The following is a 24,222-nucleotide window of genomic DNA, read 5'->3' on the forward strand; positions in this document are numbered from 1 at the left end:
TTGCGGTATTCTCTATGACCAGGTTCGGTAAAAGTGATGGACCGGGCCATGGCCAGAACCGATGTTCAGTTGGTCGGCATGGCCAATGGCACCGGCAATGTACTCCTTGGCAGAGCGCACGGCGTCGATCAAAGGGTAATCCCTGGCCAGCAACGCGGTGACAGCAGACGACAGTGTACAGCCTGTGCCGTGGGTATTTCGGGTTTCAATCCATGGAGACTCAAGTTGGTGCAGGGTGTTACCGTCATGGAACAGATCAACGGCCTGGTTATTGCCCCGGTCTGAGGCAAGGTGGCCGCCTTTGAGCAATACTGCACTGGCTCCCAGCGCCATCAACGGGTCAATCATAGCGACCATGTCTGCCAGTGACTCAGGTCGGGGGCAGTTCAGCAGCACCGCCGCTTCCGGCAGGTTGGGGGTAATCAGGGTGGCTTTGGGAATCAGTTTGCGACGCAGGTTATCGATGGCAGCTTCCTGAAGCAAAACATCACCGCTGGTGGCCACCATCACCGGGTCAACCACCAGGTATTTCGGCTGGTAATCACTGACCGCGCGGGCAACCGCATCAATCACTTCAGGCTGGCTCAGCATGCCCACCTTGGCGGCAGAAATGTTCAGGTCGGAAAAGACCGAGTCCAGCTGCTCCCGGACAAAGGCGGGTGAGACATCAAAAATACCCTGAACACCCACCGTGTTCTGGGCGGTCAACGCAGTGATCACACTGCAGCCATAGGCACCAAGGGCCGAGAAGGTTTTCAGGTCTGCCTGAATGCCGGCACCACCACCACTGTCAGAACCGGCAATGGTCAATGCGATGGGTGTAGAAGACATAAGCTCGCGCCGCTCCACAAGAGAAACTCCATATCATTAGGACTGGCGGGAACAACGGGCGGGGTGTTGCGGTTCCTGTCGAGGCAATAAAATGCATTGATTAACAGGCATGCACGATGGTCAGTACATCAGGGTTTTAGCAGCTCTCAGGCCCGTCGGTTTCCTACGCCAGCATTATCTGGTTCAGGTTCAATGGGTGTATCTCAGTTCTGCCATCACTGGCAGAACACCCCAACCAACACCGGCGGAGTCTATGGGGTTTGCCAAAGGCTGTCCAGCGATTGAATGAATTGGTGCTTATCCGGTCTTACGGACCAACCAGAAATACAGCGGGTAAGGAAGATGACGCAGAAGCCCCAGGATGGCGGCAAAAATGCGCGGGAAGCGAATCTCGAACTGCCGGCCCTTCATCCCCTGGACGATGACCTCTGCGGCCTTATCCACCTCCATCAGAAAAGGCATGGGGAACCGGTTCTTGCTGGTCAATGGTGTTTTGACAAAACCCGGGTTGATCACTTTGATATCAATACCCTCTCGCCAGAGCTCCGAGTTCAGGGATTCCGCCATATTGATTAACGCCGCCTTGCTGGCACCATAGCCCGCCGCTTTGGGCAGGCCTCGATAGCCTGCCAGCGACGCATTAATGGCAATCACCCCTTTACCCTGTTTTTTCATGGCAGCGATCAGTAGCTCAAGGCAGTGGCAGACACCCATCAGATTCAGTTCCATCTGTTGGCGCACCACATTGCTGGTAAACTCCGCTGCGGGCGAAGCGATATAGGTGCCGGCATTTAAAATCGCCTGGTCAATGGCACCATGATTGGCAATGATTTTGTTGACCGTCTCATGCACGGCTGTTTGATCAGTCACATCCAGCGGATAGGGAACGATCCTGCCTGGCAGTGCATCTGATTGCCTGGCCAGTGCTGCCAGCCGTTCCTCATTTCGGGCACTGGCCGCTACGGTCACTCCTTCCCGGGCCAGGGCAATGGCAACGGCTTCGCCAATGCCCTGGCTGGCTCCGGTGATCCAGACCACCGGAGCATTAAAAGGTGCTGTATCCTGAGTAGAGTTCATATCTGCTGCCTTTATGGTTCTTCTTCTGGCCCGGTTTTTTCAAAGGCGACCGTTAGAGTACCCAGCTTGATCCCCCATTTGCTCATGGTGGCCACATTCAGTAGTACGCCATCTTCCTGCAGGAACATCCAGTCATCAAAGGTCACCACCCACTCCCGGCCACGGATGGGCAGTCGCATCTGGTATTTGAAGTTAAAGGCATTGCCGGCACTGCGGCCAATGGCCTGGCCAACGATATCTCCGGCGGTGCCCAGGTACTGTCCGTAACCCATAATGTTGACCTTCCAGATACGGGTTGACTCGTTACCATCGGAATAGATGAAGCGTTCATCCAGAGTCAGTACACCGTCTTTGACTTCTCCGGTCATCAACACCTTGAACCGCTGTTGAACATTGCCGAACCGGTCCTGAAACATGCCCCAGGCGACGGTTTCCCCGGCAAAGTAGTGTTCAATTTTCAGACTTGGTTCACTAGCTGCATAATCTTCAATATTCATGGCTGAGCACCCCGTCAGCATAAACAGTAGGGTCAGGAGCCAGGCTCGTCCCGACGTCCAATCTTTTATTGTTGTTAACGCGACTCGCATGATGCGCCCTCCCCTGACACAGGTTTGGTGAGTTTGTAGAGGCAAACATCAATACTCCTGAATTGGAAACCGGTCGTGCAGTAATCCAGGTAAAACTGCCACAGGCGTTTAAAGCGCTGATCAAATCCGAGCTGTTCAATGGCAGGCCAGGCCGAAAGAAAAAGCCGTTTCCATTCATCCAGCGTTCTTGCATAGTCGAGACCGAAAGAGAGGGTATTGGTTATGGCCAAACCGGCCTTTTTGGCCTGATCTTTCATTACCCTGTCACTGGGCAACATGCCGCCCGGGAAGATGTAGCGCTGAATAAAGTCAACACCGCGGCGATACTCCTCGAAACGGGCGTCGTCAATCAGAATGGCCTGGATAACGGCGGAACCTCCGGGTTTCAGGCTGCGGTACAGTTTTTCAAAATAGACCGGCCAGTGCTCTTCACCCACGGCCTCAATCATTTCGATGGAAACGATACGGTCATACTGCTCATGGAGATCCCGGTAATCCGTGAGACTGAACTGATGGGACTGGTTGTCCGACATCTGTTGTGCATAGGCCAGCTGTTCCTGCGACAGTGTTATCCCTTTGTATGCGCCCTGGTGCCGTTGATTCAGTGCCCGGGCAAAGCCGCCCCAGCCACAGCCTATCTCAAGCACGGAATGCCCCGGACGAAGCTCAAGCCAGTCGACAATGGTGTTGTACTTATTGCCCTGTGCGGTTTCCAGGTCCTCATGCTCATCAAAATAGAGGGCACTTGAATAGGTCATGGTCGGGTCAAGCCATAGCTGGTAAAAGTCGTTGCCCAGGTCATAATGCGCGGCAATATTGCGACGGCTGCCGGAGCGACTGTTGCGGCGTATTTTGTGCAACACCCGGTTAAACAGATTGCTGAACCAGTTGGCTGTCATCACCTCCAGCAGATTGTCTTCATTGGCCATGGCCCAGTCGGTCAGCGCTTTCAGGTCCGGAGTGCTCCAGTCGCCATTAATAAACGACTCTGACCAGCCCAGTAACCCCTGGCTGCCTTGCTGGATTAACCCCACCGGATTATGGATATGCAGACAGGGGATGGGAGTGCCTGACCGGAACTGCCCCACCATCACATTTTCGTTGCCATCAATGCGCAGCTCAATTCTGCTCACCCCCGCCTTGACCAATCTTTTTTCCAGCCAGGAGAGTACATTTCTCAGCGCAGGGAACCAGGGTTTGCTGGTGATCTCCGTGGAGCTGGTTGAGTTCATGGTTTCTTCCCCCTGTTCGCTGTATTGTTTTGTGAAAAATATTTTGCTTTCTCACCGTTCATCGCGGCGTAGGGCGCAAAATTTTTTTCTTTTGCTTTTGGCGTTTCTGCACGGGTATGGCTGAAAAAAAAATGTCTCGGCGAGTGTGAGTAAATCGATATGCCCTTTAGCCAGAGCCGCAAGGCTTCCCAATGGATGGCCACCATGACTTTCACGGTTTGCAGTGGCAGCAGCATGGTCTGTTTTACGATAAAACGATCGGTGATGGTTTTGCGCAGCCCTTTGAACACGGCAGTGAACAGCTTGCCGCTGGCATCGTTCAGGTTAATGGCGAGAGTAACCTTCTCTTTGGGGGGCTGGATCCGGAAATGGTAATAGCAGTCCATGGGAAAGAAAGGGGAAACATGCAGAGCTTTATCGGCCTGTTGTTGAATGGTTGGTTGAACAATCTGCCTGCTATGCTCTATCAGTCGTTGATCGTCCGATGGCTTTTCAGGCTGCTCTCCAGACTCGACGGCCGCCACATAGGAGTGCCTTTCGCCAAAGGTATTGCTGACTTCATAGACGATGGCGGTCAGCTGTTGATCCCGATAGCAAAAGTACACCGCCAGTGGGTTGAAGGTATAGCCAAACATCCGTGGATAACAAAGTAAGCTGACGTTATCCGGTGTCTCAATATTATAGTCGTGAAGCAACCGATTGATCTGTTCCCGCAACGGTGTCTCTGAACCATCACCATGATCACGGGGGTAAAAAGACACAACATTAAACCGGTTAAGGGAAAACAGGGAGAGCTGCTGATCCAGCGCCTCAATGGTATCCAGATCCAGCAACCAGGAAGCCACCTGATAAGAAAACCGATGTTTCTTCGGTTTGAACCGGTGGTGCATCAGCTCGCCAACATAAATAGAAGAACCTGAGGAAGACTCCATTCTCAAGATTCCTGCTGCCGAGGCTCAGAGGATTCAAGTTGCGTGCTGGCAACACCCGGGTCAAAAAAGCTGCGGCCAAACAGATCCGGACGATGGAGCCGGTCATTTTCCCCTTTGACCTGCCAGGGGCGGCGAATGCCTCCAAGGCTCTCTGCGACAGCCAGGCCAGACTGAAGTCCATCTTCATGGAAACCATAGCCCATCCATGCACCACAATACCAGGTGCGGTTTCTGCCCTGGAGCTTCCAGATTTTCTCCTGGGCTTCGATCGCGGCGCGATCAAACACAGGGTGGTCGTACAGGTAGCAACCATGAATCAGATCGGTGGCCGGCTCCTGCTGGGGATTCAGCGTGACAAACAGTGGCGGACCGTCAAGATGCTGCAGATTATTCATCCAGTAGGTAACCGCTGGGCCCTGCTCATTGCCGGGGTCTGATGTATGTGAACCCAGATAGTTCCAGCTGGCCCAGGCCTTTTTGTTGTCAGGCATCAGTCGTTCATCGCTGTGCAGCAGAGCCTTGTTGCGTTGAAACGTAAAAGCGCCCAGCAAATGCTGTTCAAACTCGTCTGGCTCAGAAAGCAGGCTGAGCGTGGTGTCAGCATGGCAGGCCATGACAACATGGTCAAAATGCCAGTCTTTACCCTGGAAATCGGTCAATTGAACCCGGTCAGGAAACCGTTTTATTTTGCGGATACAGCGATTAGTGAGCGCCGATGTACTCAGCTCATCAATAATCCGCTGAACATACTCCCGACTGCCTCCTTTCACGGTTTGCCACTGAGGGCGATCCGATAGTTGCAGCAGACCATGATTTGAGCAAAAGCGCAGAAAAGCCAAAGCCGGGTAGTCCAGCATTTTGTCCGCAGGTGTTGACCAGATAGCAGCGCCCATGGGAATCAGGTGGTCATGAATAAACCGTTGACTGAAGCGCTCACGATGCAGTAGCTGGCCAAGGGTCAGGGAGGCATCTATACCCTGTTCATGCTCAAGGCTGCCCATCCATTTTTCGCTGTTGCGATAGAAACGCAGAATATCAGCCAGCATTAGCCAGAAGCCCGGACGAAGCAGGTTGCTCTTCTGGGCAAATAGTCCGGAAAGATCAGTACCAGCGTACTCAGTAGAGCCGTTGTTCAGAGAAACGGCAAAAGACATATCCGTAGGGACAAAAGGCACCTTCAGGTGCTTGAAAAAAGCGATCAGGTTTGGATAGGTTTTCTCATTAAAAACAATAAAGCCGGTATCGACGGGAATGGGCTTCTCATCGCCCACAGACACAGTATGGCTGTGGCCGCCGAAGCGATCATCCTTTTCAAATAAGGTAACGTTATGTTGTTTGGAAAGTAGCCAGGCGCAGGAGAGTCCGCTAATACCGGAACCGACGACAGCTATGTTCATTCCTTTTGTGGACACAAATGAGACTCCCTGTTGATTTTATTCGCTATAAAAAGGTTTGAGTGCCAATAAGTAATTCTTATCTACAAAAACCTTTCATCAGAGCAGTAAGGTACCATGCAGAAAATTTACGAACAGAGTGTCGTAATGGTTCACCCATTTATATGGAAAATCAATCAATAATGTTTCAGCCACTGTAAATAAAGGAGCATGGGCGCAATCAGGCAAGTGGAGCATGACAAAAATGCTCATAAACTATAAGGGCTCGGACTGGAGAGCCCCGGTATAGAATTCTCAAGAAGAATATTTCCCGCAGTTATTACTGCCCGCAGGGAGTTAAGACTAACATCAATTACCCCGATAACCTGACTAAGTAAATCACCAAATGAAATCATAAATATTTTCTTGATTTCGGGCTGAATAAAGCTTGAGGAATTGCCTGAAAAGCAAACTTCATGTTCTGATCATCGGGAAAGGGAGCGATCAATGAATGGTGTTGGGGGCATAAACGGACATAATAAATACCCTGTAGAAGATAATACACAACCTGCTCAGGTGCCTACGGGCAAAACCAGATCTGGACGAAAAATTCAAAAATTTAAAAGGGCTTACTGTCACATGGCTCGTACATTTGCGAGGGATTTGGGGCATGAAAGCACTGGGTTTATGAGGGCGTTGGGGCATGAAAGCACGGGGTTTATGAGGGAGTTGGGGCATGAAACCACGGGGTTTATGAGGGTATTGGGGCATGAAACCACGGAGAAAATGAGAGCCACAACCAGACCTTTGCATTCGAGGAGAATCACCAAATCTTCGGAACGGCCTCGTCAGGTTCCGGGGTTACGAGGCAATCAACCTCAGCAACAGCCAGTCAACAACAGTAGCAAGGTTGACCAGCCGGTAGCCAAAGACCCTCTTCGTGGGCAATGGTTTGACTGGAGTGCCAAGCAATTTCAAGGCAAAGGGTATGCCCCCCATGTTGCCAAAACAATGGCCGATACGGTGTTATCCCGGTGTGGCTCTGATTATCGAGCAGTGGAAGTCATGGTAAACAGCACACCATTGAGCCCACAGGCCGCCTTCAGGCAAGAACAGCAGAAAAATTATCAGTGGGCAATGGGGCAATTTACCGCCAAAGGCTATGACCCTGATCATGCCCGCCAGGCCATTACCGATGCTCTGAGCATGGCAGGCACTAATCTGACGGATTTTCAGCGGTGGGTTGTTGCTGCTCCTGATGTCCGTGGTAGCGCAGTGGCAAGCCCCGAATACATCAAAAACGAACTGCGTCCCTGGATGATTCAGGAGATTGAGAAAAAAGGCTTTGCCCCGGCAGAGGCGCAAGCCGTGGCGGATAACTTAATAGAACTGTCCACCGGGAATGTGGATGAACTGCGCCAATCTGTCCAGGAAATTCGGCCAAAAGATGCCAGACCGCAGGTACCGGCAAATGAGATGGAACAGCGTAATGAAGAGGCACTGGAAACCCTGGGATTGACGAAAGATGCCAGCCTGAATGATGTAAAAAAAGCCTATCGAAAACTGGCATTAAAGCATCACCCGGATAAAAATTCCGGGAACGTAGAGAGCAATCAGTTCTTTAAAAAAATCTCTGAAGCACACAGGCACCTGACTGAGGATTCAAACTTATTCAAAAACTAAGCGTTTTATTATTCAGCTTTATTCTTAGCCTTTCGTACCAAATTCAAACCTTAATTGTGTAAAGTTAAAAGTGATTGTGATTTTTGGTCTTCAGGTTTCATTTAAATGAATCAATGAGTGAGTTTGCAATAAAACATGGCTTGCCTCTTCAATCAAAAGTCCTGCTATGAAAAAAAATTAAAATGAAAAAGCTATCTAAGTAAATAGTTGAACTTTTCTTTGACCGAAGAATCAAACTTGTCAGAAAAACTTTCAACCAGGAGCATTTTTCATGAATACACCGCAATTTCCTACCCGGAGTCCGGTATTTCCGACACAGCCTCCAGAGGTACCAGGTTTCAATAAAGCACCAGGCTTTAACGAGGGTGGGGGTATAAATGCGACAACTGTTGTTTTTAATGGCAAAAATGTCAATAAATATGTTTTAAGTAATTTCTTCAAGGAAATGACGCAAGGGGGAATGAAGCAGCTCGCAGAGGATACTTGTGCTCAGGCTGCAAGAGTTCATGACAAACTCTGGAAAAGGGATAATCTTGTCACAGACCTTAAGGCGTATGGATTGCCCGTAGACTGTGATCGCCGTGCACAATTAAAGGATCGTAAGACCAGTGCCATAATGAATGTTTTTCTAAAAGTTAAAGAAGAAAGCGAGAAAGCGATTGATCAGGGGGGGAGTGGCGATAATTTGGAGGTCGCGAAAGGTTTATGTGATCTTTTGAATGGCACAGATGTAAGAGTGAATGGGAAACCCCACAAGCCCTATTTTGTTGACATGAATTTCTTTGCTGGTGAAATGAACAAATGTCAACAGAAACTGGATGCCGCTCGCTCTGCCATTGGTAGCCTTGGGCAAGAGAGTCAGGGGGTAAACGAGCCAGGCTTGCCACCTGCTGAAAACCCGGCATTTACCATGGAGGGGCAACCATTATTACCTTCGGGGAATGCTCCGACAATGACACCCTCGGCGCCACCGAACTACGATGTAGTTCAAGCTGAAATTAAGTTAGCGGAATTGAACACTCAAATTGCTCATTTACAGCAGGGAGTAACGCAGGATTTTCAAAGTCCACATTTCCAGCATCAATTAAGTTTGGTTCAAATGGACATAATGAGACTTGGTTTTAACTTGCCGGTGAATCTACAGGAACAATATATTCAAGCTAAAGCCGATCTTGATGGCCTCCAGCAACAACAGTTAGCCATGCAAGAGGGGGCCAGGGTGATTGAGTTCCATGGTCAGATAGATGGGCTGAAACAGACGTTGGCTCAGAGTGAGCCAAAAATAGACAACAAAACTGAAATAAAGGCTCTGGAACGGAAAGTTAAAGCGTTGGATGATCAGATTGGCAAGCTCAGTTCTCCAGAGTCCGGGCCCCATAAGGAAGAACTCAAGGAGCGATTGAGCGAGTTAAATATCAGTATCAGTCAGTGGTTTTCAGTGGTTACTGCTTTTGAAATCCTGGAAGGCCTGAAAAGTGACCTTAAGGGTTTTCAGTATCAACAATTACCAGCGGAAGTTAGTTCTTTTTCTGCCAAACGTGATGCCCTTGATGCAATTGTCAGAAAGATTCCTTCTGGAGAGCTGCGAAATCAATTGATCAAGGAGTCCAGTATTCTAAAACAAAGTTTTTCTGAAATTCAGAAAAACGTCCAACAAAATCATTTAATCACTGAGCTTGAGAAAGCTGAAAATATCATAAAAGTGATGGAATGTGATTTTAGCGGTGGTACTAAGTTGCATCAGGTTGAACAGGCCAGAGCAGCATTGGTGAATGCCGAGTCACTCTCTCTGGAAGAGGGTGCGGATCATTGTTTTGTCAGGCTGAGTAATTTGAAGGAGAGGTTGAGTAAGTTTGAAGGCTCCGCAGCCGCTGCACAAATGCAATCTTCTGCCCGGGGGGATGCTGAGAAGGTGATTGCGCACATTGATCAATTAATTAGCGAGGCTGAAGTCCGGTTAAGCGGTCAAGAAAAAAATCGTGAAGCCGTTAATGGAATTCCTCTTAATCAAACTCACATGGATGAAGTTCAGGCGAATCTGCATCAGATCAGTGAAAAAATAATTCAAGAGTTGACTGGGAGGGATCTTCGTGATGAACGTGAACGATTGCAAAGTATGTGTTCGTCTTTGCTCAGCAGACTGGATAAGCTTCAGGGAGGAGGGGCAAGCAGCGGTCAACCCACTGCTGCCAGCGCTCAGACTGTAAGTGGTAATCAGGATCACACCGAAGTAGATAACATCAGTAAAGTGCTGGATGTTGCAGAAGCACCAATTGAAGCTTTAACCAGCAACCCGAATTCCTCTGCTAAAGATGATCTTATTACCAAGGCGAGAAGTAATCTGGAAAAAGCAACACAGATGATTGGCAGGCTCACTGATGATGCACTCAGACCTTTACGGACAGAGTTGTCAACCAGACTTGGCCACTTGAATAAACAGTTAAGTCTCATTGAATCAGGTGGGGGCCAGGGGCAGGTGACTCCAGCTGAGCCTCAACCGGAGGTTTTGCTGCAAAAAGGGGTCGCTGCGTTTAAAAAAGAGATGGATGAATTTGGCAAGAAGGGAGCCGTTTCAAACGCGGGGTTTGCGGCGGCGACAGCCAATATGTCCGCACTGTTAGGCCAATTTGCTTCATCACATTCTGCCATTCCGGCCGTGCCGAGCAGCCAAAACGTCCTCCAGCCACCAGTTGCACATACTCCGGTCAGGCAAAGTACTCTTCTGCATGCAGGGCCTGTGATGACCAGACCTGTTCGTGCCAATGGCGATAGCCTGGCGTCATTTGCCAATGCGTTGAACTTCACCAACACGATCATATCTCATAACAGTTACTCTATTGCCAGTGTGGGCATCAAGCCTTCGTCTGAGAAGATCAAATCCCTTGTCACCAGTACAGATATTCCTTTTGAATCTCTGCCTTTCGATGTCCAGGAAAGAATGATGGAAGCATATAATTGCGGCAATCACCAGCCGACAAAGATCAAGCTTGTGCAGGTGTACGCTTTTGCTCCTGACCAGAGCGATTTTAACGGCGCCAGCTTTCAGGTGAGACTTGATAGCATCTTGCCTAATGACCATCGTCAAATTTACCTGCGTAGCTCTCTTGCACGATACTACAGTCCTCTTGGGGCAAATCTTCGGATGCCTGAGGGCTTAAAGCAAGGGAATCCCTTTTATGAGGCACGCTGGTCTTTAAATGAAAATCTGGACAGACAAAATACAGTCAGTTTTGCCCATGGTTCAGGAGGGGATAGCCATAGCAACCTGGAAGATATTGGTTTTACCCTGGTCGCACCAGTGCTCAAAGCTCTGGGTGCGAGCACTGAAGAAGCGACATCCGCAGAAGCCGGTTTTGGTATCCCCTTTGGGATTGATTTGAGGAAGCAGCCGCAAACCGTGCTGAATGAGTTGCAGCAGTACACAACACAGCGTCATTTTGGTTTTCAGGTGCCAGATGTTACCGATGGTGTGGTGCCTGATGGTGGTGCCCTGGATTCTGACGTCGTATCAGATTCAGAGTCTTTGGGCTCCAGTGGAATAAATCCGCTGGCCCTTCATACAAAGAGCACTCATGGCATTTCTTCACGGGTATTGACCAGCGAGATATTTGCAAGAGAGGTGGGTATCTTATGGGTGAAAACGGTCACAGACTTACCAGAGGTAAATAGCCAGAGTAGTTTGATTGACTGGGTGGTGAGTAATAAACCTGAGTCTGAAAACCTGCGTCTCCCGCAGTTGCTATAGTACGTCTGATGCATGGGTGCAGGAGCAGTTGTCGTGTAGGGCATCCTATTCTCGGTCAGCCTCCTGGATTTGAGTGAACTTGGCTGTTCAATCAACCTCTCTCTACCTCTCAGATAAGGTAGAGAGAAATTCCCCCATTCGATCCACGGACCCCGGTGAGTTGAATGTATCTCTTCGCTTTTTGTTCAATATTTTTCCCGCAACTAAGCTGTTACCAAACTTGGGTATCTCCCAAACGAGTGGAGATATAAACGTCAAGCATTAATGAAGCAGATACCCAGAGAACCGCTATTTTCTGTTGAGGAAATGCTACGCAGGACGTTTAATAGAGGTATTATGCAGGACAGTGGCTGTATTCATCGTAAAAGATCCTTGTTAGCACTTTTTACGTATAACCACTTATGTATAAGAAATTTAAAGAATTATGGCACATCTTCGGCTTGTTGAAACCTCTATGGAATTCAAACCTGATCAGGTAGCACAAAAGCAGGACTTCAGGCACGTTCTTGTTGATCTGGCGAAAAGTCGTGATAAACAGCTGTTTATGCAGATTTACGACTACTTCGCCCCGCGGCTGAAAAGCTTTCTGGTCAGAAAAGGAGCTAATGAAGAACTGGCTGAAGAGCTGGTTCAGGAAACCCTGTTATCGGTATGGCGCAAGACTTCCAGCTATGATCCGGCAAAAGCAACAGCGTCCACATGGATTTTTCGTATTGCCAGAAATCTATGGATTGATCGGCTTCGTAAAGAGAAGCCTGACATGCTCTCCCCGCTGAACAGTTATCCCGAGGCAGGTTACACACCCAGCATGGCGGCCTGTGATTCAGGGCGATTAAAAGATGCCCTGGGTGCCCTGCCTCAGCAACAGGCTCAATTGGTTTATAAAGTGTATTACGAAGGAAAATCCCATCGAGAAATCGCCGAAGATATGGACATGCCCATTGGCAGTGTCAAGTCTGGCCTCAGGCTCGCATTTGATAAATTACGGGTTCGCATTGGAGGTGGGTCATGAACTGCAATCACCACCCCGATGACAGCACCCTGCTCAGCTACGGTGCCTGCAGCCTGCCGGACGCACTGTCCATGGTCGTTGCCTGTCATCTGGCGGTTTGTGACCACTGTCACGACAAGGTTGCGGACGCTGAGCTGATCGGCCTTGGGCTGATGGAGCAGGAACCGGTGGAATCCATATCCAAAAGCTCCCGGGATTCGATGCTGGCCATGTTGGACGAACCGATCGACGAGGCATATTCCGAGACACGGACAATTCCAGACGATCAACCTGACGGCGATATTCCGGCTCCTCTGCGCCCAATGATTGGCCAATGGTTCAGTGATCTCCACTGGCGTACCATGGCTCCGGGCATGAAGCAGTTTATTCTGCCAGCCTCTCAGGGCAAACTGCGACTGCTGAAAATTTCCCCGGGCACCTTTATGCCGTCCCACGGCCACAGTGGTTCTGAACTTACCCTGGTCCTAAAGGGGTCCTACAGCGATGAACTGGGTCGGTTTTCTGTGGGCGATGTGGCGGATGTGGACCCGGATATCACCCATCAGCCGGTTGCTGATACCCACGAAGGCTGTATCTGCCTTATTGCAACGGACGGCCCTCTCCGCTTCAAAGGTCTGGTTCCACGGCTCTTACAGCCATTTTTTCAGCTATAAATGCTGCAAGTCAGGTCTTTAGCAAGATTTTTTGCTATTGACCTGAACTTTTATCTCGACGAACCTGTCAAAAAGTCATTCAGTGTAATTCCAGAGAGAATGTTTCATGACGCTTACTGCCCTCGTCGTAGTTGCTCTAGCTTCACTGCTGTCGTTTGCAATGGCGTGGTTCGTCTGCCGACAGACCCAGCACAGCCTTCGATTGCAAATGGAACGGGAGGTGGATGCCCAGCATCTGCAGATTGCCCAGCTGACAGACCAGAAAGCCGATCTGCAGGACGAGCTGACGGAACAGAGTGTGGTCATGCAAGAACAGCTGGACGCTGGCAAAGCCCTTCTGCATCAGGAGACGTCACGTCTTAACGAGCTGGCCCATCAGCATCAGGTGAAGGTCGGGAGGCTGGAGGCCATGCTGATTTCAGAGCGCAAGCGTGAAGCAGAAAAAAACAGGGATCTTCAGGATCGGGTCAAAGAGCTGGCTGCTGAGCGCTCTGGCCGGAGCCAGGCTGAGCAGCGGGTAAAGGAGCTGGAAACCCGCCTTGAAGAACAACAGGCTCAGAACCAGAAAGCCCTGATGCAGCTTCAGGAAAACAAGGAAGCCCTCAAGCAGGAGTTCAAACACCTGGCCCACGAAATCTTTGAAGCCAGGGGAAAAGTGCTCTCTGATCAGCACCATGAGCAGCTGCATTCACTGCTGGCACCGTTCAGGGAGCAGCTGGGTGAATTCCGTAACAAGGTTGAACAGGCTCATCGGGAAGACAGTGCCAGCCGGGCGGCTTTGAAACAGCAGCTGGAAACCATGCATCAGCTCAACCGCAAGATGACCGACGATGCCGAGAACCTGGCAAAGGCGCTAAAGGGTGACAAGAAACTCCAGGGCAACTGGGGTGAAATGCAGGTTGAGACCATTCTTGACAGCAGTGGCCTGATCAAGGGGCAGGAATACCAGCGGGAACCCAACTTCAGGGATGAAGAAGGCCAGAACAAGCGGCCTGACTTTATTGTTCACCTGCCTGAAGGCAAACATCTGATTATCGACTCCAAGGTGTCGCTGGTGGACTACATGGCGTATGTCAACGCTGAGACCGATGCTGACCGTGATGCAGCCATGGCCCGCCATATCCAGAGCATCCGCAACCATATCAACAGCCTGAACCAGAAAGACTACCCGAGCCTGCCGGAAATAAAGGCTCCTGATTTTGTCTTTATGTTCATGCCGGTAGAGCCGGCATTTATTTCGGCATTCCAGTATGACCAGAAGTTGTTTAATGATGCCTTTGAGAAGCGCATCGTGGTTGTCACACCTACTACCCTGCTGGCCACCCTGCGCACCGTTGCCAATCTGTGGACCATTGAGCGGCAAAATGCCAACACCCGCAAGCTGGCTGACAAAGGCCGCCAGGTGTACGACAAACTTCGTGTTTTTGTAGAGAAGATGGAGAAGCTGGATATCCAGCTGGGAAATGCCCGCACCACTTACGACGATGCCATGGGCACACTGAAGCACGGTCGTGGAAACTTGATTGCCCAGGCGGATCAGTTTCTGGCTCTGGGTGTTCGGGTCAAGAAAGAATTGCCTGCCAAAACTCTGGAAACAGCCGACCTGGAGCCCCTGGAAGCAGAAGAGTTATTGGTACTTGAGGCGGAGGCACGGCCAGCCGATGCGCCGGTTGATGAAATGACTGCCCCTCAGGAGGCCGAGCCCTCTGTGCAAGAGTCTGCACCTGAGACCGCAGAGGCTTCCACTTTCTCCGACACCACTGCACAGCCGGGCACACCAGAAGCCGTCGAGGAAGAACCGGTAACCCCGCCCGTTGTGGATAACCCGGTCTCAGATGAAGCGGAACGTTATCCACAGGCTGAAACCGATGCAGCTCGGACTCCTGACAATACAGAACAGCCTGCTGTGCATCATCAGAACCCTGGCTCACCTGATCTGGCTTCACTGGAGGCAAGGCCCGGTCCGGAATTTGCTCAGGCCACTGACAGCCTGCACCAGACTGATCTTCCCACTGAAGACTGTACCGTTGCAGATGAAGATGAACTCCCGACTACGCCGGACTTTTCTGTGCTGGAGTCCAAGCTTTCAGAACTGGGCATTGACATGCCTTCGCCTGGAGGAGAGTTACCATCTCTTGAAGCTGAACTGGCGAGGCTGGAGCAGGAGAATCCTGAATATTCCTGGCCAGACTATGAGCAGCAGTTCCGGTCAGAAGATACTCCATAGATTGCGTATTTCTCCCCACGTTGGTGCAGTTGAAATTTCAGTCAGCTGGTGGCCTGTTGGTACTACATTCAACAATCTCCTGCCATTCCCGAATCACAGTTGGTTCGGGAATAGCGCATTCAGAATAAACCGGAAACTCAGAAAGATGCCGGAATTGAGCATAGTTTGATCTAAGCACCGAGGAAATATGATGGCTGGCATCGGGGTGCATAATGATAATTTTTTGTTGTCGGAGCTAGCGTCTAAACTGATGCCATTGCTGTTGAGGTAAAAGACAATGACAGACAAAATATACCCAAGAACCTTTTCTCATATCGGTATTTCTGTTCCGGATTTGGACAAGGCCGTTAAGTTTTACACCGAAGTGCTGGGCTGGTACCTGATTATGGAGCCCACCACGATTGTAGAAGACGATAGTGCAATTGGTGAAATGTGCACCGATGTATTTGGTGCCGGATGGCAGCACTTCCGCATTGCTCACTTATCCACAGGTGACAAGATCGGTGTTGAGATCTTCGAATTTAAAAACCAGGAAAACCCTGAAAATAACTTCGAATACTGGAAAACCGGCATTTTCCACTTCTGCGTACAGGATCCGGATGTCGAAGGCCTGGCAGAAAAGATTGTGGCTGCAGGTGGAAAACGGCGTATGGCAAAACCACGGTTCTACTACCCGGGTGAAAAACCATACCGCATGATCTACATGGAAGACCCGTTTGGCAACATCCTGGAAATCTACAGCCACAGCTATGAGTTGACCTACTCAGCGGGTGCCTACAACTGAGCCGGAAAGGGATATCAGGCCTGCAAGCCATAAGAATGTGGTGATTACCAGATGCTCCAACGGCATAGGCCGGTGGGGCTGGCTCTGGAGTTTCAGTAAAGAGGCTATTGTATCCGGACAAAATGTTTGGTCTGAATCGCTTTCGGTAATTTTTTTGTCGGTAGGTATATATTCTTTTTGCCTTTGTGAAGAAGGTGATATAAAGTACGCCACCTGTTCGGGGCGATAAACGTTTTGAGCAAATGGTGAGGTGTCCGAGTGGCTGAAGGAGCACGCCTGGAAAGTGTGTGTACGTTAATCGCGTACCGAGGGTTCGAATCCCTCCCTCACCGCCATTTATCTTTCTCTACCTCCTTGACTATCTCTCCTTTTATTCTACAAACTTGTTTCAGTTTTGTTCGAGAAGTGTTTTCACAAAACCTGATGATCTGAAATCACTGATTTTAAACTTGAGTTTAGAGTCAACTTTTCTCTGCAAACTCTGAGAATCCCACATTGCATTAGTTTAGTTAATGAAGGTGGGAACAGCGCAAGACCATAGTGAACCTGACCAATGACATGATAACGAGTTTCTGTCAGTCCCTAACTACGACCAGAGGGTGGCAGTCTCTAGACCAGAAATTTCAGCAGACGCCTGCTGCACCGATGAATTTAGCGTGAACTAACCGCATAACCGACAATTTCAACAGTAACATAATAATATTTGTCTATATTATTCCTGATGGTGTTTCTGATTGAATAGCACAGTTCTTTTTCTCCGAAATATTGCTGGAGCAAATGATGGGCAAAGATTTTTATACACATGCAGTGTCTGTTTTCTTAGGATTTTTTGCAATTATGAATCCAATAGCAAATACAGCCGCTTTTAATGGTTTGGTAGGAAACAGTGACAGTAGTGAGAGATTTAAAATTGCAGCAAAATCTCTCATAATAACTTTCAGCATAGTGTTACTTTTTTCCGTTTTAGGTAAAGGTATTTTTCATGTTTTCGGAATTACTCTTCCAGCATTAAGAATTTCGGGAGGCATTCTTGTTTTTCTTGTTGGTTACCACATGCTGAATGGGAGCGCTTCAAGTTTACAGTCCAGTCATAAAAGTAATCTCGAAAATATTGCAGTTTCACCTTTAGCAGTACCTTTGCTTGCAGGGCCGGGAACCATTGCAACAGCTATGAATTATTCTGCATCTGGTGAGTTAATCAGAGTTTTGATGACCATTTCCATTTTTGCTCTTTTGTGCCTGATAACTTTCTTTTGCTTTATATTCAGCTCCAGGATAATGGCACTGATTGGAAAAGGTGGGCTTGATATTGTTACCCGATTAATGGGATTAATTTTGACAGTCATTGGTGTTCAAATGTTGATAGCGGGTGTTTTGGAAATTGTAAGTCATCTGGCGTAATGTCTAAATTACAGAGTTTTTGACAGTAGCTATATTGCCTCCTTAAAGGTTGAAAATAAATTACTAAACCTCGTTAGCCAGGCGCATTGTATTGCTAGCGAAGCTTAGACCCATAAAGCCGTTTAAAGAAGACATAGCACTGATAGGGACTGATGGCTCTTTCAACGACTATCTTGTCATTGGCTTGTGAGCTAGCAATTAATTCCAGCAGACACCTGTTGCGCCACTGAAGTTACATTAACTATTTACAAAAATATCTCGCAAATATGCAATATGCTGAGCTTCTATACGTTTCAACGGACTTTCATTATCTCTATGATTTAGAACTGCATCTTCGTATGAATCAACGCCTGTAAACAGTTTGGTTACTTCATACAAATTGAGTGAAAAGGATTTTTTCCATAATTGAGATGTTAGAATGCTGCTATTTTCTGATATTGCATAATCAGGATATAAAGTGTCAAATTCAAATGACTCTTCATAATTCTCAAGGTATGTTAATCCATCAACAAACCTGAATTGAGGTAATGATCTTAATGTGCAACTGTTCGTTAGAGTGTGTTTAATGGGTACTTCTTCATAAACTTCATTAACCCACTGACTGGATTTTATAGATGTAGAGTGAGGAATCTGTGGATCAAATATTCTTAAGCCATCTTCTGTTTTACCCATAATAAAAACATGATGATTATAACTTTTTTTAAAGTAAGTGATTATTCCATTACCTTCGTGAGTTGCAATAACTACCACTAGCTTTTTGGTTAATTCATCAGGTAGTTTCTGTAGGGTCTCAAGAATATTATTGTTACATGTATGGAGATATTTTGGTTTCTTGAACTCTACAATAGCATGATCAATTCTTGATGTTTCTTGATTTGTTAAAAAGTCCAGTGAATGTTTAGTGAGTGAATGTTTATCTGTAGTTTCCGATGATTCGTATTTTTCACACTGCATGGCGCTGGAGGAGATAGTCTGTAATGGTTGCATATGAGAAGTTCCAGGAGTCGGTAAAGTTTTACTTCGCTGAGAGAAGACAAGTCATGATGAAATTAGTTCCAAATGGTTGTGTGTATCTGCAATTAACCATCCAAAACAGGAAAAAAACTGTCTTCAAAAATGATGATGAAGTAAAACCAGAAAGATTATAGTCAAATAAGAAATGTTGAATCTTTTCGAATTGGAGTTGTCTAACCGTACTGCCGATAAAATCCCAAAGAGTACGAGATTGGTACTATGCAGCCGACGTATAATGAGAATATTAATTCAGCCATTCTGACAATCCCTGGATAAGCAGTGTGATCCTTGAGGTTCTGCACAGATATCATCATTAAGAAAATAGTAAAACGGGATGTTAGCAAACTCACGTTAAGAAATCTTGTTCTCTATGAGGTAATGGTATGATTCCATCTTCTGTGAACGATCTATCATATAGGAGTTGGTATTTTGATAAAAGTAACCCTATACACAAGGGAGATATTGGGAAATTAAGTAAACGCTCTTTTCGAGTGATGAAAAGAGTATCTCCTTATCCACTGAAACTTACATACATACCTATTTCTGATAAAGTGCGAAGACCTCTCTCCTTAAGTCTGGAAAGTGACAAAAGTTCAACAACCAAAGCGCTTATTAAAGTACTTTCGGCGGGTCAGGTTGACTGGGGTAGAGCGTTAAAACTATTGCAAAGAGGAGGTGATCCTTTTGCCTATAGAGGAGGTGCTTTCAGGCCCAATGTGTTATTTAAGGTTATTGTTGATATTACCAATACTCCAAAAATTGAAGCAAAAAAAAATTTGAATTCAAAAGAGCGGCAAGGGTTCATTGCACTACTTCTGAAAAGAGAAGGAGTTGAATCTGCATTGCTTGAATTTGATACGACACCTTTTGTAAATACACCATTTACTGCGGCAATTGCAGCCAGAGATAAAAATTTATCGAGAGCTATATTTAATTTTCTGAAAGAAACACGTCATGAATTATTGACTACACCAAATCAAAAAAAACTGTCAGGACAGTTTGGAAAAAATACCCCCCTGGTATTAGCGATTAAAACAAACAATGAAGAGCTGGCTTTGGATTTATTACCTTTTTATACCAGTGAGTTGCTACGTCAGCGTATAACATGGGCAAACAGTAATGCTCTTGAACTGGCTCATTTAGCAAGATTCAATCGTCTGCTTCCCGTTATGGTGGCAACAGCTCAAGGTCTTACAATGGATGAAGCTACTCATTTTCAATCATTGTATGATGGATGTCAGCGAGGGAATAATATATGGCATGATTTATATGAATCAGATATGTTTCTCAATGACGAAGGAGATTTTATTGAGGATAGAGAGAGAGTTTCAAATCCTGTCCTCTACCATACTTCACAATATATTCATAAGTCTGTTTAACTTGATTGGTGATGTAGTCGTGAAAATTTTACTTTTCGATTGCATCTTTTATCGGATTCTCACAGTCACTTCTCACCTTGTTTATCGCGTATAGTTGTACCAGCAGAGTCTATTCAACCATGCCAGCGTCTGGTACAGTAGCGTCGAGTGATGCCTTGAAATATTGATCGTGAGTATTAATTGTTAGATGCTTGACTTTTGATTGTTAAATCAGACGAAAGCTCTCGATGGGAAAAGCAGTTTTTCTATAAACAGTGAGTTGGAGAAGTATTCACATGTCTCTCGATGAAATTAAGAGCAAAATGCACAGCGGTAAAATATATTTTTCACATGATCAAGCTCTTGTTGATGAGCAAGCGCAATGTCTGGAAACTCTTTATGATTATAATCATACCCGGCCTTCTGAAAGCAAAAAGAGAGAGCAAATTCTTTCGAGTTTTTTTGCTGAAATGGGGGAGAACTGCTACATCGAACCACCATTAAGAGCAAACTGGGGTAAGCATACCCATCTTGGAAAGCACGTTTATGCAAACTTCAATTTAACGCTTGTTGATGATACTGATATTTATATTGGTGATCATGTCATGATTGCTCCTAATGTTACCATTGCCACTGCAGGGCATCCGATTGAGCCGGGACTGCGGAAAAAAGCAGGACAATTTAATATACCAGTAACCATCAAAAATAATGTTTGGATTGGTGCAAACTCTGTAGTATTGCCGGGGGTTACCATTGGTGAAAATTCAGTCATCGGGGCCGGAAGCGTTGTAACCAAAGATATTCCTGCAAATGTTGTTGCGGTGGGGAATCCTTGCCGGGTATTGCGAGAAATCGGTCAAAAAGATAAAGAGTTTTATTACAAAGACTTAAGGTTTGGTTCAGAAGTCGGGCAGTAAAAATCCGAAAAACTGTTTCAATAGCCTTAAGTCTGTCAGTCTCCTGGTCTGCAAGCCATGAGGAAAATTGCATAACACCTGTTGTGTATCTGACGTTGCGTCCGGGATGCCTTCGGCGTCCCGTAACCCAAGTGTTATGTTTTTACCCAGCTCATTAAATATTTTAATTCAATAATGAAAGCAGTCATACTCACTACAATATCCCTCCTGGCTTTTGCCGGAAACTCCATTCTTTGCAGAATGACTTTGGGTGAACAAGAAATAGATGCTGCAAGCTTTACTTCTATTCGTCTCTTGTCTGGTATCATTTCTCTAAGAGTAAAAATGATAAGTAGTTGGCCAAATGGAATCGTATATTTCTGGCTAAGTGGGCAGTTACTATGCAAGGCACAACGTAGGGAGCATAGCCGTAGCTATGTGACCGTAGTTGTAACGCCGCAGAGTGACTGTCCACTTAGTCAGAAAATACGATTTCATTTGGTTAACTACTTAGCACCTGGCATTCATCAGTTAACCCCCAAATCAGGTGTGATCTGCCAGAAAGTGAGGACCTCTTTTCCGTTGTGATATACCCTGGTTTGTAAAGAGCGGCTGCAGGAGCTGAACTCAAAATCTCTGATCTGTCCTTCTGGCTGCCATCGGTTTTTTTCCTGCCAGGTTCCGTCGCTGCTTAACCCAAGAAGCAACAGGCTGCCGTCGTCGGTTCGTGCGGCAAGCAGGCAGCCTTGCCGGTTAAAGCGCGCCTCCAGAATAGACAGTTTAATAGGTTGCTTCCACCATTGGCCGCTATCTTTGTACTGATATATATCCGTACTCTCTGACTCCCCTGTGCACACCAGCGCATTGCCCCGGGGGCTGGCCTTCAGGAGGGTGCTGGAATTCAGTGCGTGTGCCCACTCCCACTGTCCTGACTCACCACGGTACCAGATACTGGCTCTCAGTTCATTGTCGTCTATGCTCAGCGACGATGCTGCCATCATAAAACACAGCAGCCGTGAGTTCATGGAAAACTTAATGTCTGGCAGGTCCCGCAGCACTTGCCCGGCTCCCTCAATATAAGCCTGATCCTCCATAACCGGCGAACAGCTGTCGTCGTCCAGGCTCCAGATGTCGAACCCATTGATAGTGGCAACAACCAGCAGTCTGCCATCAGGGCTAAAATCAACGCTGAGCAAAAAGCAGTGGTGTGGGTCACTGTGTGTTTTGGTAATGGTCACCTTGTGTGACCAGCGTTGGTTATGGTCAAGCCCGGCAACTTTGACATAAAACTCTTTTTCTGCACCCGGAATCGCCTCATCGTATATCCCGAGGTCATCAGACCATGCGGCAAAATGGCGACTATCCGGGCTGAATGCCATATCAAACTCCATATTGTCAAACAGTCGGTCATTGTCCAACGCTGCCCGACTGGCTGCAGCAGCATCGCAGCTCAGCCCAAAGTCAATTTTGCTGCTACATGACCATAACCCATCGTCACCCCGGGTTATGAAAGAGACCTCAGCACCGTCGAACAGGGCAAGATATTGGCTATCAGGACTAAAACGAATTTCATGGTTATCACCCCAGCTAAAAGCATTATTATGCCGCCAGTTGCCATCGGTCCCGCAACACAGGATGGCCCCTCCCGATCTGCGGTCAATGCACACCAGCGACTTGCCATCGTCGGATACGATCATTTCATTTATACGACGGCGAGCCCAGCTGTCATAAATATCGGCTCCTGTCATTTGCTGAACCTCGGACCAGTTACCGGAATCACTGCGCCTGACAACTGACAGCAAGTATTCGTGAGCACTACCACTGCGGTCGGGCTCGGATGGCAGACCGGACGACCGGCGAGAGGGGAGAAACAGAATATTGCCCCCGGGCTGGTTGTGCATGTTTATTCCCGTCGTGTAATCCATCGAATACTCCCGATGCCAGCTGCCACTGTTGTCCGGAGCCCAGATATGCATGGCTCTGGCCCGGCTGTCTTCATTGATCAGGCAGTTGTGGTTGGTGTTCAGGAAAAAAGCCGACACAATCGGCAGGAACTCCATACGCCCTGAAGCTTTCAGAGTGACTGATGGTGCATGAATCACCTGCTGACAGAAATGGTTGGTGTAATAGGCACAAAGCGCTTCTGGTCTGCACTGGACAGGGTAACAGGGACTGAAAACGGTGGGCACCGTCCTGAGGTGGTGCAGCAGTTGCTGATTCCCGGTGGCCATCGCCTGATAAAAATGCTGCTCTGCCTTTGGCAGGGATAAAAAGTACTGGTAGTACTTGTGGAGCTGGCTTACCGACAGGCCACATTTATCATGCAAAACGGTACGTACCCTGCGAGACAACAACTCCAGGTTAGCCAGATCTTGAATCGATAGATAACTTAACAGGTTAGCCAGTGAATCACCCGACAATGCGCCAATAAACCGGCCAAAGCCACTGGCCGAAAACTCAATGGGACTTTGTACTTCCTGATGGACATCGCTGGTTTTGAGGTGTTTGACGATGCAATACATAGACAGACCTTCCGGTTAACCTGATAACAGGAAGGTTCAGGATAGTAGAGCCTGCGAAGAATTAAACCGAAGATTGATGCTATTCGGAGCAGGAAAACAACATTGATGAGGGTAAAGAATTGCCGATGATGACGCGGTTTACCTCACTGGGCCGTCATTGTTGTCTGTTATCTTATCTGACTAACCTGTTAGTGATTTATGGCAAGGCAAATTGTTTACTGGTAATCCAATTACTAATGAGTTCATGGAGGTAGCGTATTATGGATGCTGCAAGTTTTCCTGTCAGTCTTGATCAAAAAATAAACCCTATCCCTTCCACTCGTGAGGCATCGGTAAGAGCTGCAAAATGCTTTGGTCGAGTTGTATGCAAGTTGTTTATAGCTGTTCCCTACGTTTTATTTGAGTCCTTAAGCATAGGTACTGAGGTCATATTTGGTGTCGGTGGTGCTGCTGTCGGTGCCGTAAGGGGTGGCTCTGTCAAGCTGGCCAGAGCGGCAGGAGCAAAGCTTGGCCTGTGCGAGAAATCAACAAAGCCCCTGAAGGAATACGTTATCAAAGATTTCCACCGGGGTGCTAATCTTGGCTGGCTTCCCGGTCAAATCGTTGGTGCGGCTGGGGTCGTGGCCTCTTTGCCGGTGCTTGTAAACCCAACCATGCTGATTGCTGAGGGTATTCATTTTGGATTTTTCGGCCTGGTAACCACTGGATTTGCCTACGATGAAATAAAACGAAATGGGCATTCATGTGCTGAAGATCATTCCAAAACTATGTTGAGCGATCTTCGCCATCAGTTTAGAGAGTTGCATGATTTCCTTTACGATGACAAAAAGCCTTGACAGTGTGCTCAGGGCTGTTGAATGTTTCTCTGAATATACGCTGGTTTGCTTAGGTCAGC

Annotated in this window: 18 protein-coding genes, 1 tRNA gene and 1 riboswitch; of the genes, 11 read left to right on the plus strand and 8 right to left on the minus strand. The window is 47.6% G+C overall.

Annotated features, from left to right (window positions below):
• Positions 1–12 precede the first annotated feature (12 nt).
• The 6 genes from thiD to CX664_RS11945 all read right to left on the minus strand — a co-directional run bounded on the left by thiD (position 13) and on the right by CX664_RS11945 (position 6,071).
• The gene (gene thiD, locus CX664_RS11920; RefSeq protein ID WP_101746953.1) at positions 13–831 is read right to left on the minus strand and encodes a bifunctional hydroxymethylpyrimidine kinase/phosphomethylpyrimidine kinase; all 819 of its coding nucleotides are present in this window, start codon (positions 829–831) and stop codon (positions 13–15) included.
• A gap of 143 nt (positions 832–974) precedes the next feature.
• Positions 975–1,075: riboswitch (TPP riboswitch) on the minus strand.
• A 53-nt stretch (positions 1,076–1,128) separates the two neighbouring features.
• Positions 1,129–1,908, minus strand: a complete 780-nt coding sequence (locus CX664_RS11925; RefSeq protein ID WP_101746954.1) for an SDR family NAD(P)-dependent oxidoreductase — start codon at positions 1,906–1,908, stop codon at positions 1,129–1,131.
• 11 nt (positions 1,909–1,919) lie between these two features.
• Positions 1,920–2,495, minus strand: a complete 576-nt coding sequence (locus tag CX664_RS11930) for a DUF3833 domain-containing protein (RefSeq protein ID WP_101746955.1) — start codon at positions 2,493–2,495, stop codon at positions 1,920–1,922.
• On the minus strand, positions 2,480–3,727 hold the full coding sequence (locus tag CX664_RS11935) for an SAM-dependent methyltransferase (protein WP_101746956.1): 1,248 nt from the start codon (positions 3,725–3,727) through the stop codon (positions 2,480–2,482). Before CX664_RS11935 ends, CX664_RS11930 begins: the two co-directional genes overlap by 16 nt.
• Positions 3,724–4,659: a DUF1365 domain-containing protein gene (locus tag CX664_RS11940; protein WP_101746957.1), complete on the minus strand. Its 936-nt coding sequence runs from the start codon at positions 4,657–4,659 to the stop codon at positions 3,724–3,726. The genes CX664_RS11935 and CX664_RS11940 overlap by 4 nt, the downstream gene beginning before the upstream one ends.
• Positions 4,660–4,661: 2 nt before the next feature.
• Positions 4,662–6,071, minus strand: coding sequence for an NAD(P)/FAD-dependent oxidoreductase (locus CX664_RS11945; RefSeq protein WP_241693345.1), 1,410 nt, complete (start codon positions 6,069–6,071; stop codon positions 4,662–4,664).
• Positions 6,072–6,671: 600 nt separating this feature from the next.
• Between CX664_RS11945 and CX664_RS27010 the strand changes: the two genes are divergently transcribed.
• The 8 genes from CX664_RS27010 to CX664_RS11985 all read left to right on the plus strand — a co-directional run bounded on the left by CX664_RS27010 (position 6,672) and on the right by CX664_RS11985 (position 17,537).
• Positions 6,672–7,715: a J domain-containing protein gene (locus CX664_RS27010; RefSeq protein WP_206679241.1), complete on the plus strand. Its 1,044-nt coding sequence runs from the start codon at positions 6,672–6,674 to the stop codon at positions 7,713–7,715.
• Between the two features lie 271 nt (positions 7,716–7,986).
• The gene (locus CX664_RS11955) at positions 7,987–11,460 is read left to right on the plus strand and encodes a coiled-coil domain-containing protein (RefSeq protein ID WP_101746959.1); all 3,474 of its coding nucleotides are present in this window, start codon (positions 7,987–7,989) and stop codon (positions 11,458–11,460) included.
• 424 nt (positions 11,461–11,884) lie between these two features.
• On the plus strand, positions 11,885–12,472 hold the full coding sequence (locus CX664_RS11960) for a sigma-70 family RNA polymerase sigma factor (protein WP_101746960.1): 588 nt from the start codon (positions 11,885–11,887) through the stop codon (positions 12,470–12,472).
• Complete coding sequence (locus CX664_RS11965; protein WP_101746961.1) at positions 12,469–13,125, plus strand: ChrR family anti-sigma-E factor; 657 nt, start codon at positions 12,469–12,471, stop codon at positions 13,123–13,125. Before CX664_RS11960 ends, CX664_RS11965 begins: the two co-directional genes overlap by 4 nt.
• 106 nt (positions 13,126–13,231) lie before the next feature.
• Positions 13,232–15,352 (plus strand): DNA recombination protein RmuC, encoded by a 2,121-nt coding sequence (gene rmuC, locus CX664_RS11970; protein ID WP_101746962.1) that lies wholly within the window; start codon positions 13,232–13,234, stop codon positions 15,350–15,352.
• Between the two features lie 277 nt (positions 15,353–15,629).
• A complete protein-coding gene (locus CX664_RS11975; RefSeq protein WP_101746963.1) occupies positions 15,630–16,136 on the plus strand; it encodes a lactoylglutathione lyase family protein in 507 nt (168 codons plus the stop codon).
• Positions 16,137–16,380: 244 nt separating this feature from the next.
• Positions 16,381–16,471 (plus strand) — tRNA-Ser (locus CX664_RS11980).
• 442 nt (positions 16,472–16,913) lie between these two features.
• Positions 16,914–17,537, plus strand: coding sequence for a MarC family protein (locus CX664_RS11985; protein WP_244910656.1), 624 nt, complete (start codon positions 16,914–16,916; stop codon positions 17,535–17,537).
• A gap of 237 nt (positions 17,538–17,774) precedes the next feature.
• On the opposite strand, the gene CX664_RS11990 is transcribed toward CX664_RS11985, so the two are convergent.
• Complete coding sequence (locus CX664_RS11990; protein WP_145999958.1) at positions 17,775–18,524, minus strand: hypothetical protein; 750 nt, start codon at positions 18,522–18,524, stop codon at positions 17,775–17,777.
• 410 nt (positions 18,525–18,934) lie between these two features.
• Here CX664_RS11990 and CX664_RS11995 point away from each other — a divergent pair, with 410 nt between their 5' ends.
• Together CX664_RS11995 and CX664_RS12000 are read left to right on the plus strand one after the other, a co-directional pair.
• Positions 18,935–19,930: a hypothetical protein gene (locus tag CX664_RS11995; RefSeq protein WP_145999959.1), complete on the plus strand. Its 996-nt coding sequence runs from the start codon at positions 18,935–18,937 to the stop codon at positions 19,928–19,930.
• A 275-nt stretch (positions 19,931–20,205) separates the two neighbouring features.
• The gene (locus tag CX664_RS12000) at positions 20,206–20,826 is read left to right on the plus strand and encodes a sugar O-acetyltransferase (RefSeq protein WP_101746967.1); all 621 of its coding nucleotides are present in this window, start codon (positions 20,206–20,208) and stop codon (positions 20,824–20,826) included.
• A 506-nt stretch (positions 20,827–21,332) separates the two neighbouring features.
• On the opposite strand, the gene CX664_RS12010 is transcribed toward CX664_RS12000, so the two are convergent.
• The gene (locus CX664_RS12010; RefSeq protein WP_101746968.1) at positions 21,333–23,327 is read right to left on the minus strand and encodes an F-box/WD repeat-containing protein; all 1,995 of its coding nucleotides are present in this window, start codon (positions 23,325–23,327) and stop codon (positions 21,333–21,335) included.
• Positions 23,328–23,587: 260 nt separating this feature from the next.
• On the opposite strand from CX664_RS12010, the gene CX664_RS12015 reads away from it, so the two are divergent.
• Positions 23,588–24,163 (plus strand): hypothetical protein, encoded by a 576-nt coding sequence (locus CX664_RS12015; RefSeq protein ID WP_101746969.1) that lies wholly within the window; start codon positions 23,588–23,590, stop codon positions 24,161–24,163.
• Positions 24,164–24,222: the final 59 nt, after the last annotated feature.

It is taken from the genome of Endozoicomonas acroporae (genome assembly GCF_002864045.1).
Taxonomy (GTDB): domain Bacteria; phylum Pseudomonadota; class Gammaproteobacteria; order Pseudomonadales; family Endozoicomonadaceae; genus Endozoicomonas; species Endozoicomonas acroporae.

Excerpts from the sequence above, each read along its gene's own strand:
- thiD (WP_101746953.1), bottom strand. The coding sequence starts at position 831 with ATGTCTTCTACACCCATCGCATTGACCATTGCCGGTTCTGACAGTGGT.
- CX664_RS11925 (WP_101746954.1), bottom strand. The coding sequence starts at position 1,908 with ATGAACTCTACTCAGGATACAGCACCTTTTAATGCTCCGGTGGTCTGG.
- CX664_RS11930 (WP_101746955.1), bottom strand. The coding sequence starts at position 2,495 with ATGCGAGTCGCGTTAACAACAATAAAAGATTGGACGTCGGGACGAGCC.
- CX664_RS11935 (WP_101746956.1), bottom strand. The coding sequence starts at position 3,727 with ATGAACTCAACCAGCTCCACGGAGATCACCAGCAAACCCTGGTTCCCT.
- CX664_RS11940 (WP_101746957.1), bottom strand. The coding sequence starts at position 4,659 with ATGGAGTCTTCCTCAGGTTCTTCTATTTATGTTGGCGAGCTGATGCAC.
- CX664_RS27010 (WP_206679241.1), top strand. The coding sequence starts at position 6,672 with ATGGCTCGTACATTTGCGAGGGATTTGGGGCATGAAAGCACTGGGTTT.
- CX664_RS11955 (WP_101746959.1), top strand. The coding sequence starts at position 7,987 with ATGAATACACCGCAATTTCCTACCCGGAGTCCGGTATTTCCGACACAG.
- CX664_RS11960 (WP_101746960.1), top strand. The coding sequence starts at position 11,885 with ATGGCACATCTTCGGCTTGTTGAAACCTCTATGGAATTCAAACCTGAT.
- CX664_RS11965 (WP_101746961.1), top strand. The coding sequence starts at position 12,469 with ATGAACTGCAATCACCACCCCGATGACAGCACCCTGCTCAGCTACGGT.
- rmuC (WP_101746962.1), top strand. The coding sequence starts at position 13,232 with ATGACGCTTACTGCCCTCGTCGTAGTTGCTCTAGCTTCACTGCTGTCG.
- CX664_RS11975 (WP_101746963.1), top strand. The coding sequence starts at position 15,630 with ATGACAGACAAAATATACCCAAGAACCTTTTCTCATATCGGTATTTCT.
- CX664_RS11985 (WP_244910656.1), top strand. The coding sequence starts at position 16,914 with ATGATGGGCAAAGATTTTTATACACATGCAGTGTCTGTTTTCTTAGGA.
- CX664_RS11990 (WP_145999958.1), bottom strand. The coding sequence starts at position 18,524 with ATGCAACCATTACAGACTATCTCCTCCAGCGCCATGCAGTGTGAAAAA.
- CX664_RS11995 (WP_145999959.1), top strand. The coding sequence starts at position 18,935 with ATGATTCCATCTTCTGTGAACGATCTATCATATAGGAGTTGGTATTTT.
- CX664_RS12000 (WP_101746967.1), top strand. The coding sequence starts at position 20,206 with ATGTCTCTCGATGAAATTAAGAGCAAAATGCACAGCGGTAAAATATAT.
- CX664_RS12010 (WP_101746968.1), bottom strand. The coding sequence starts at position 23,327 with ATGTATTGCATCGTCAAACACCTCAAAACCAGCGATGTCCATCAGGAA.
- CX664_RS12015 (WP_101746969.1), top strand. The coding sequence starts at position 23,588 with ATGGATGCTGCAAGTTTTCCTGTCAGTCTTGATCAAAAAATAAACCCT.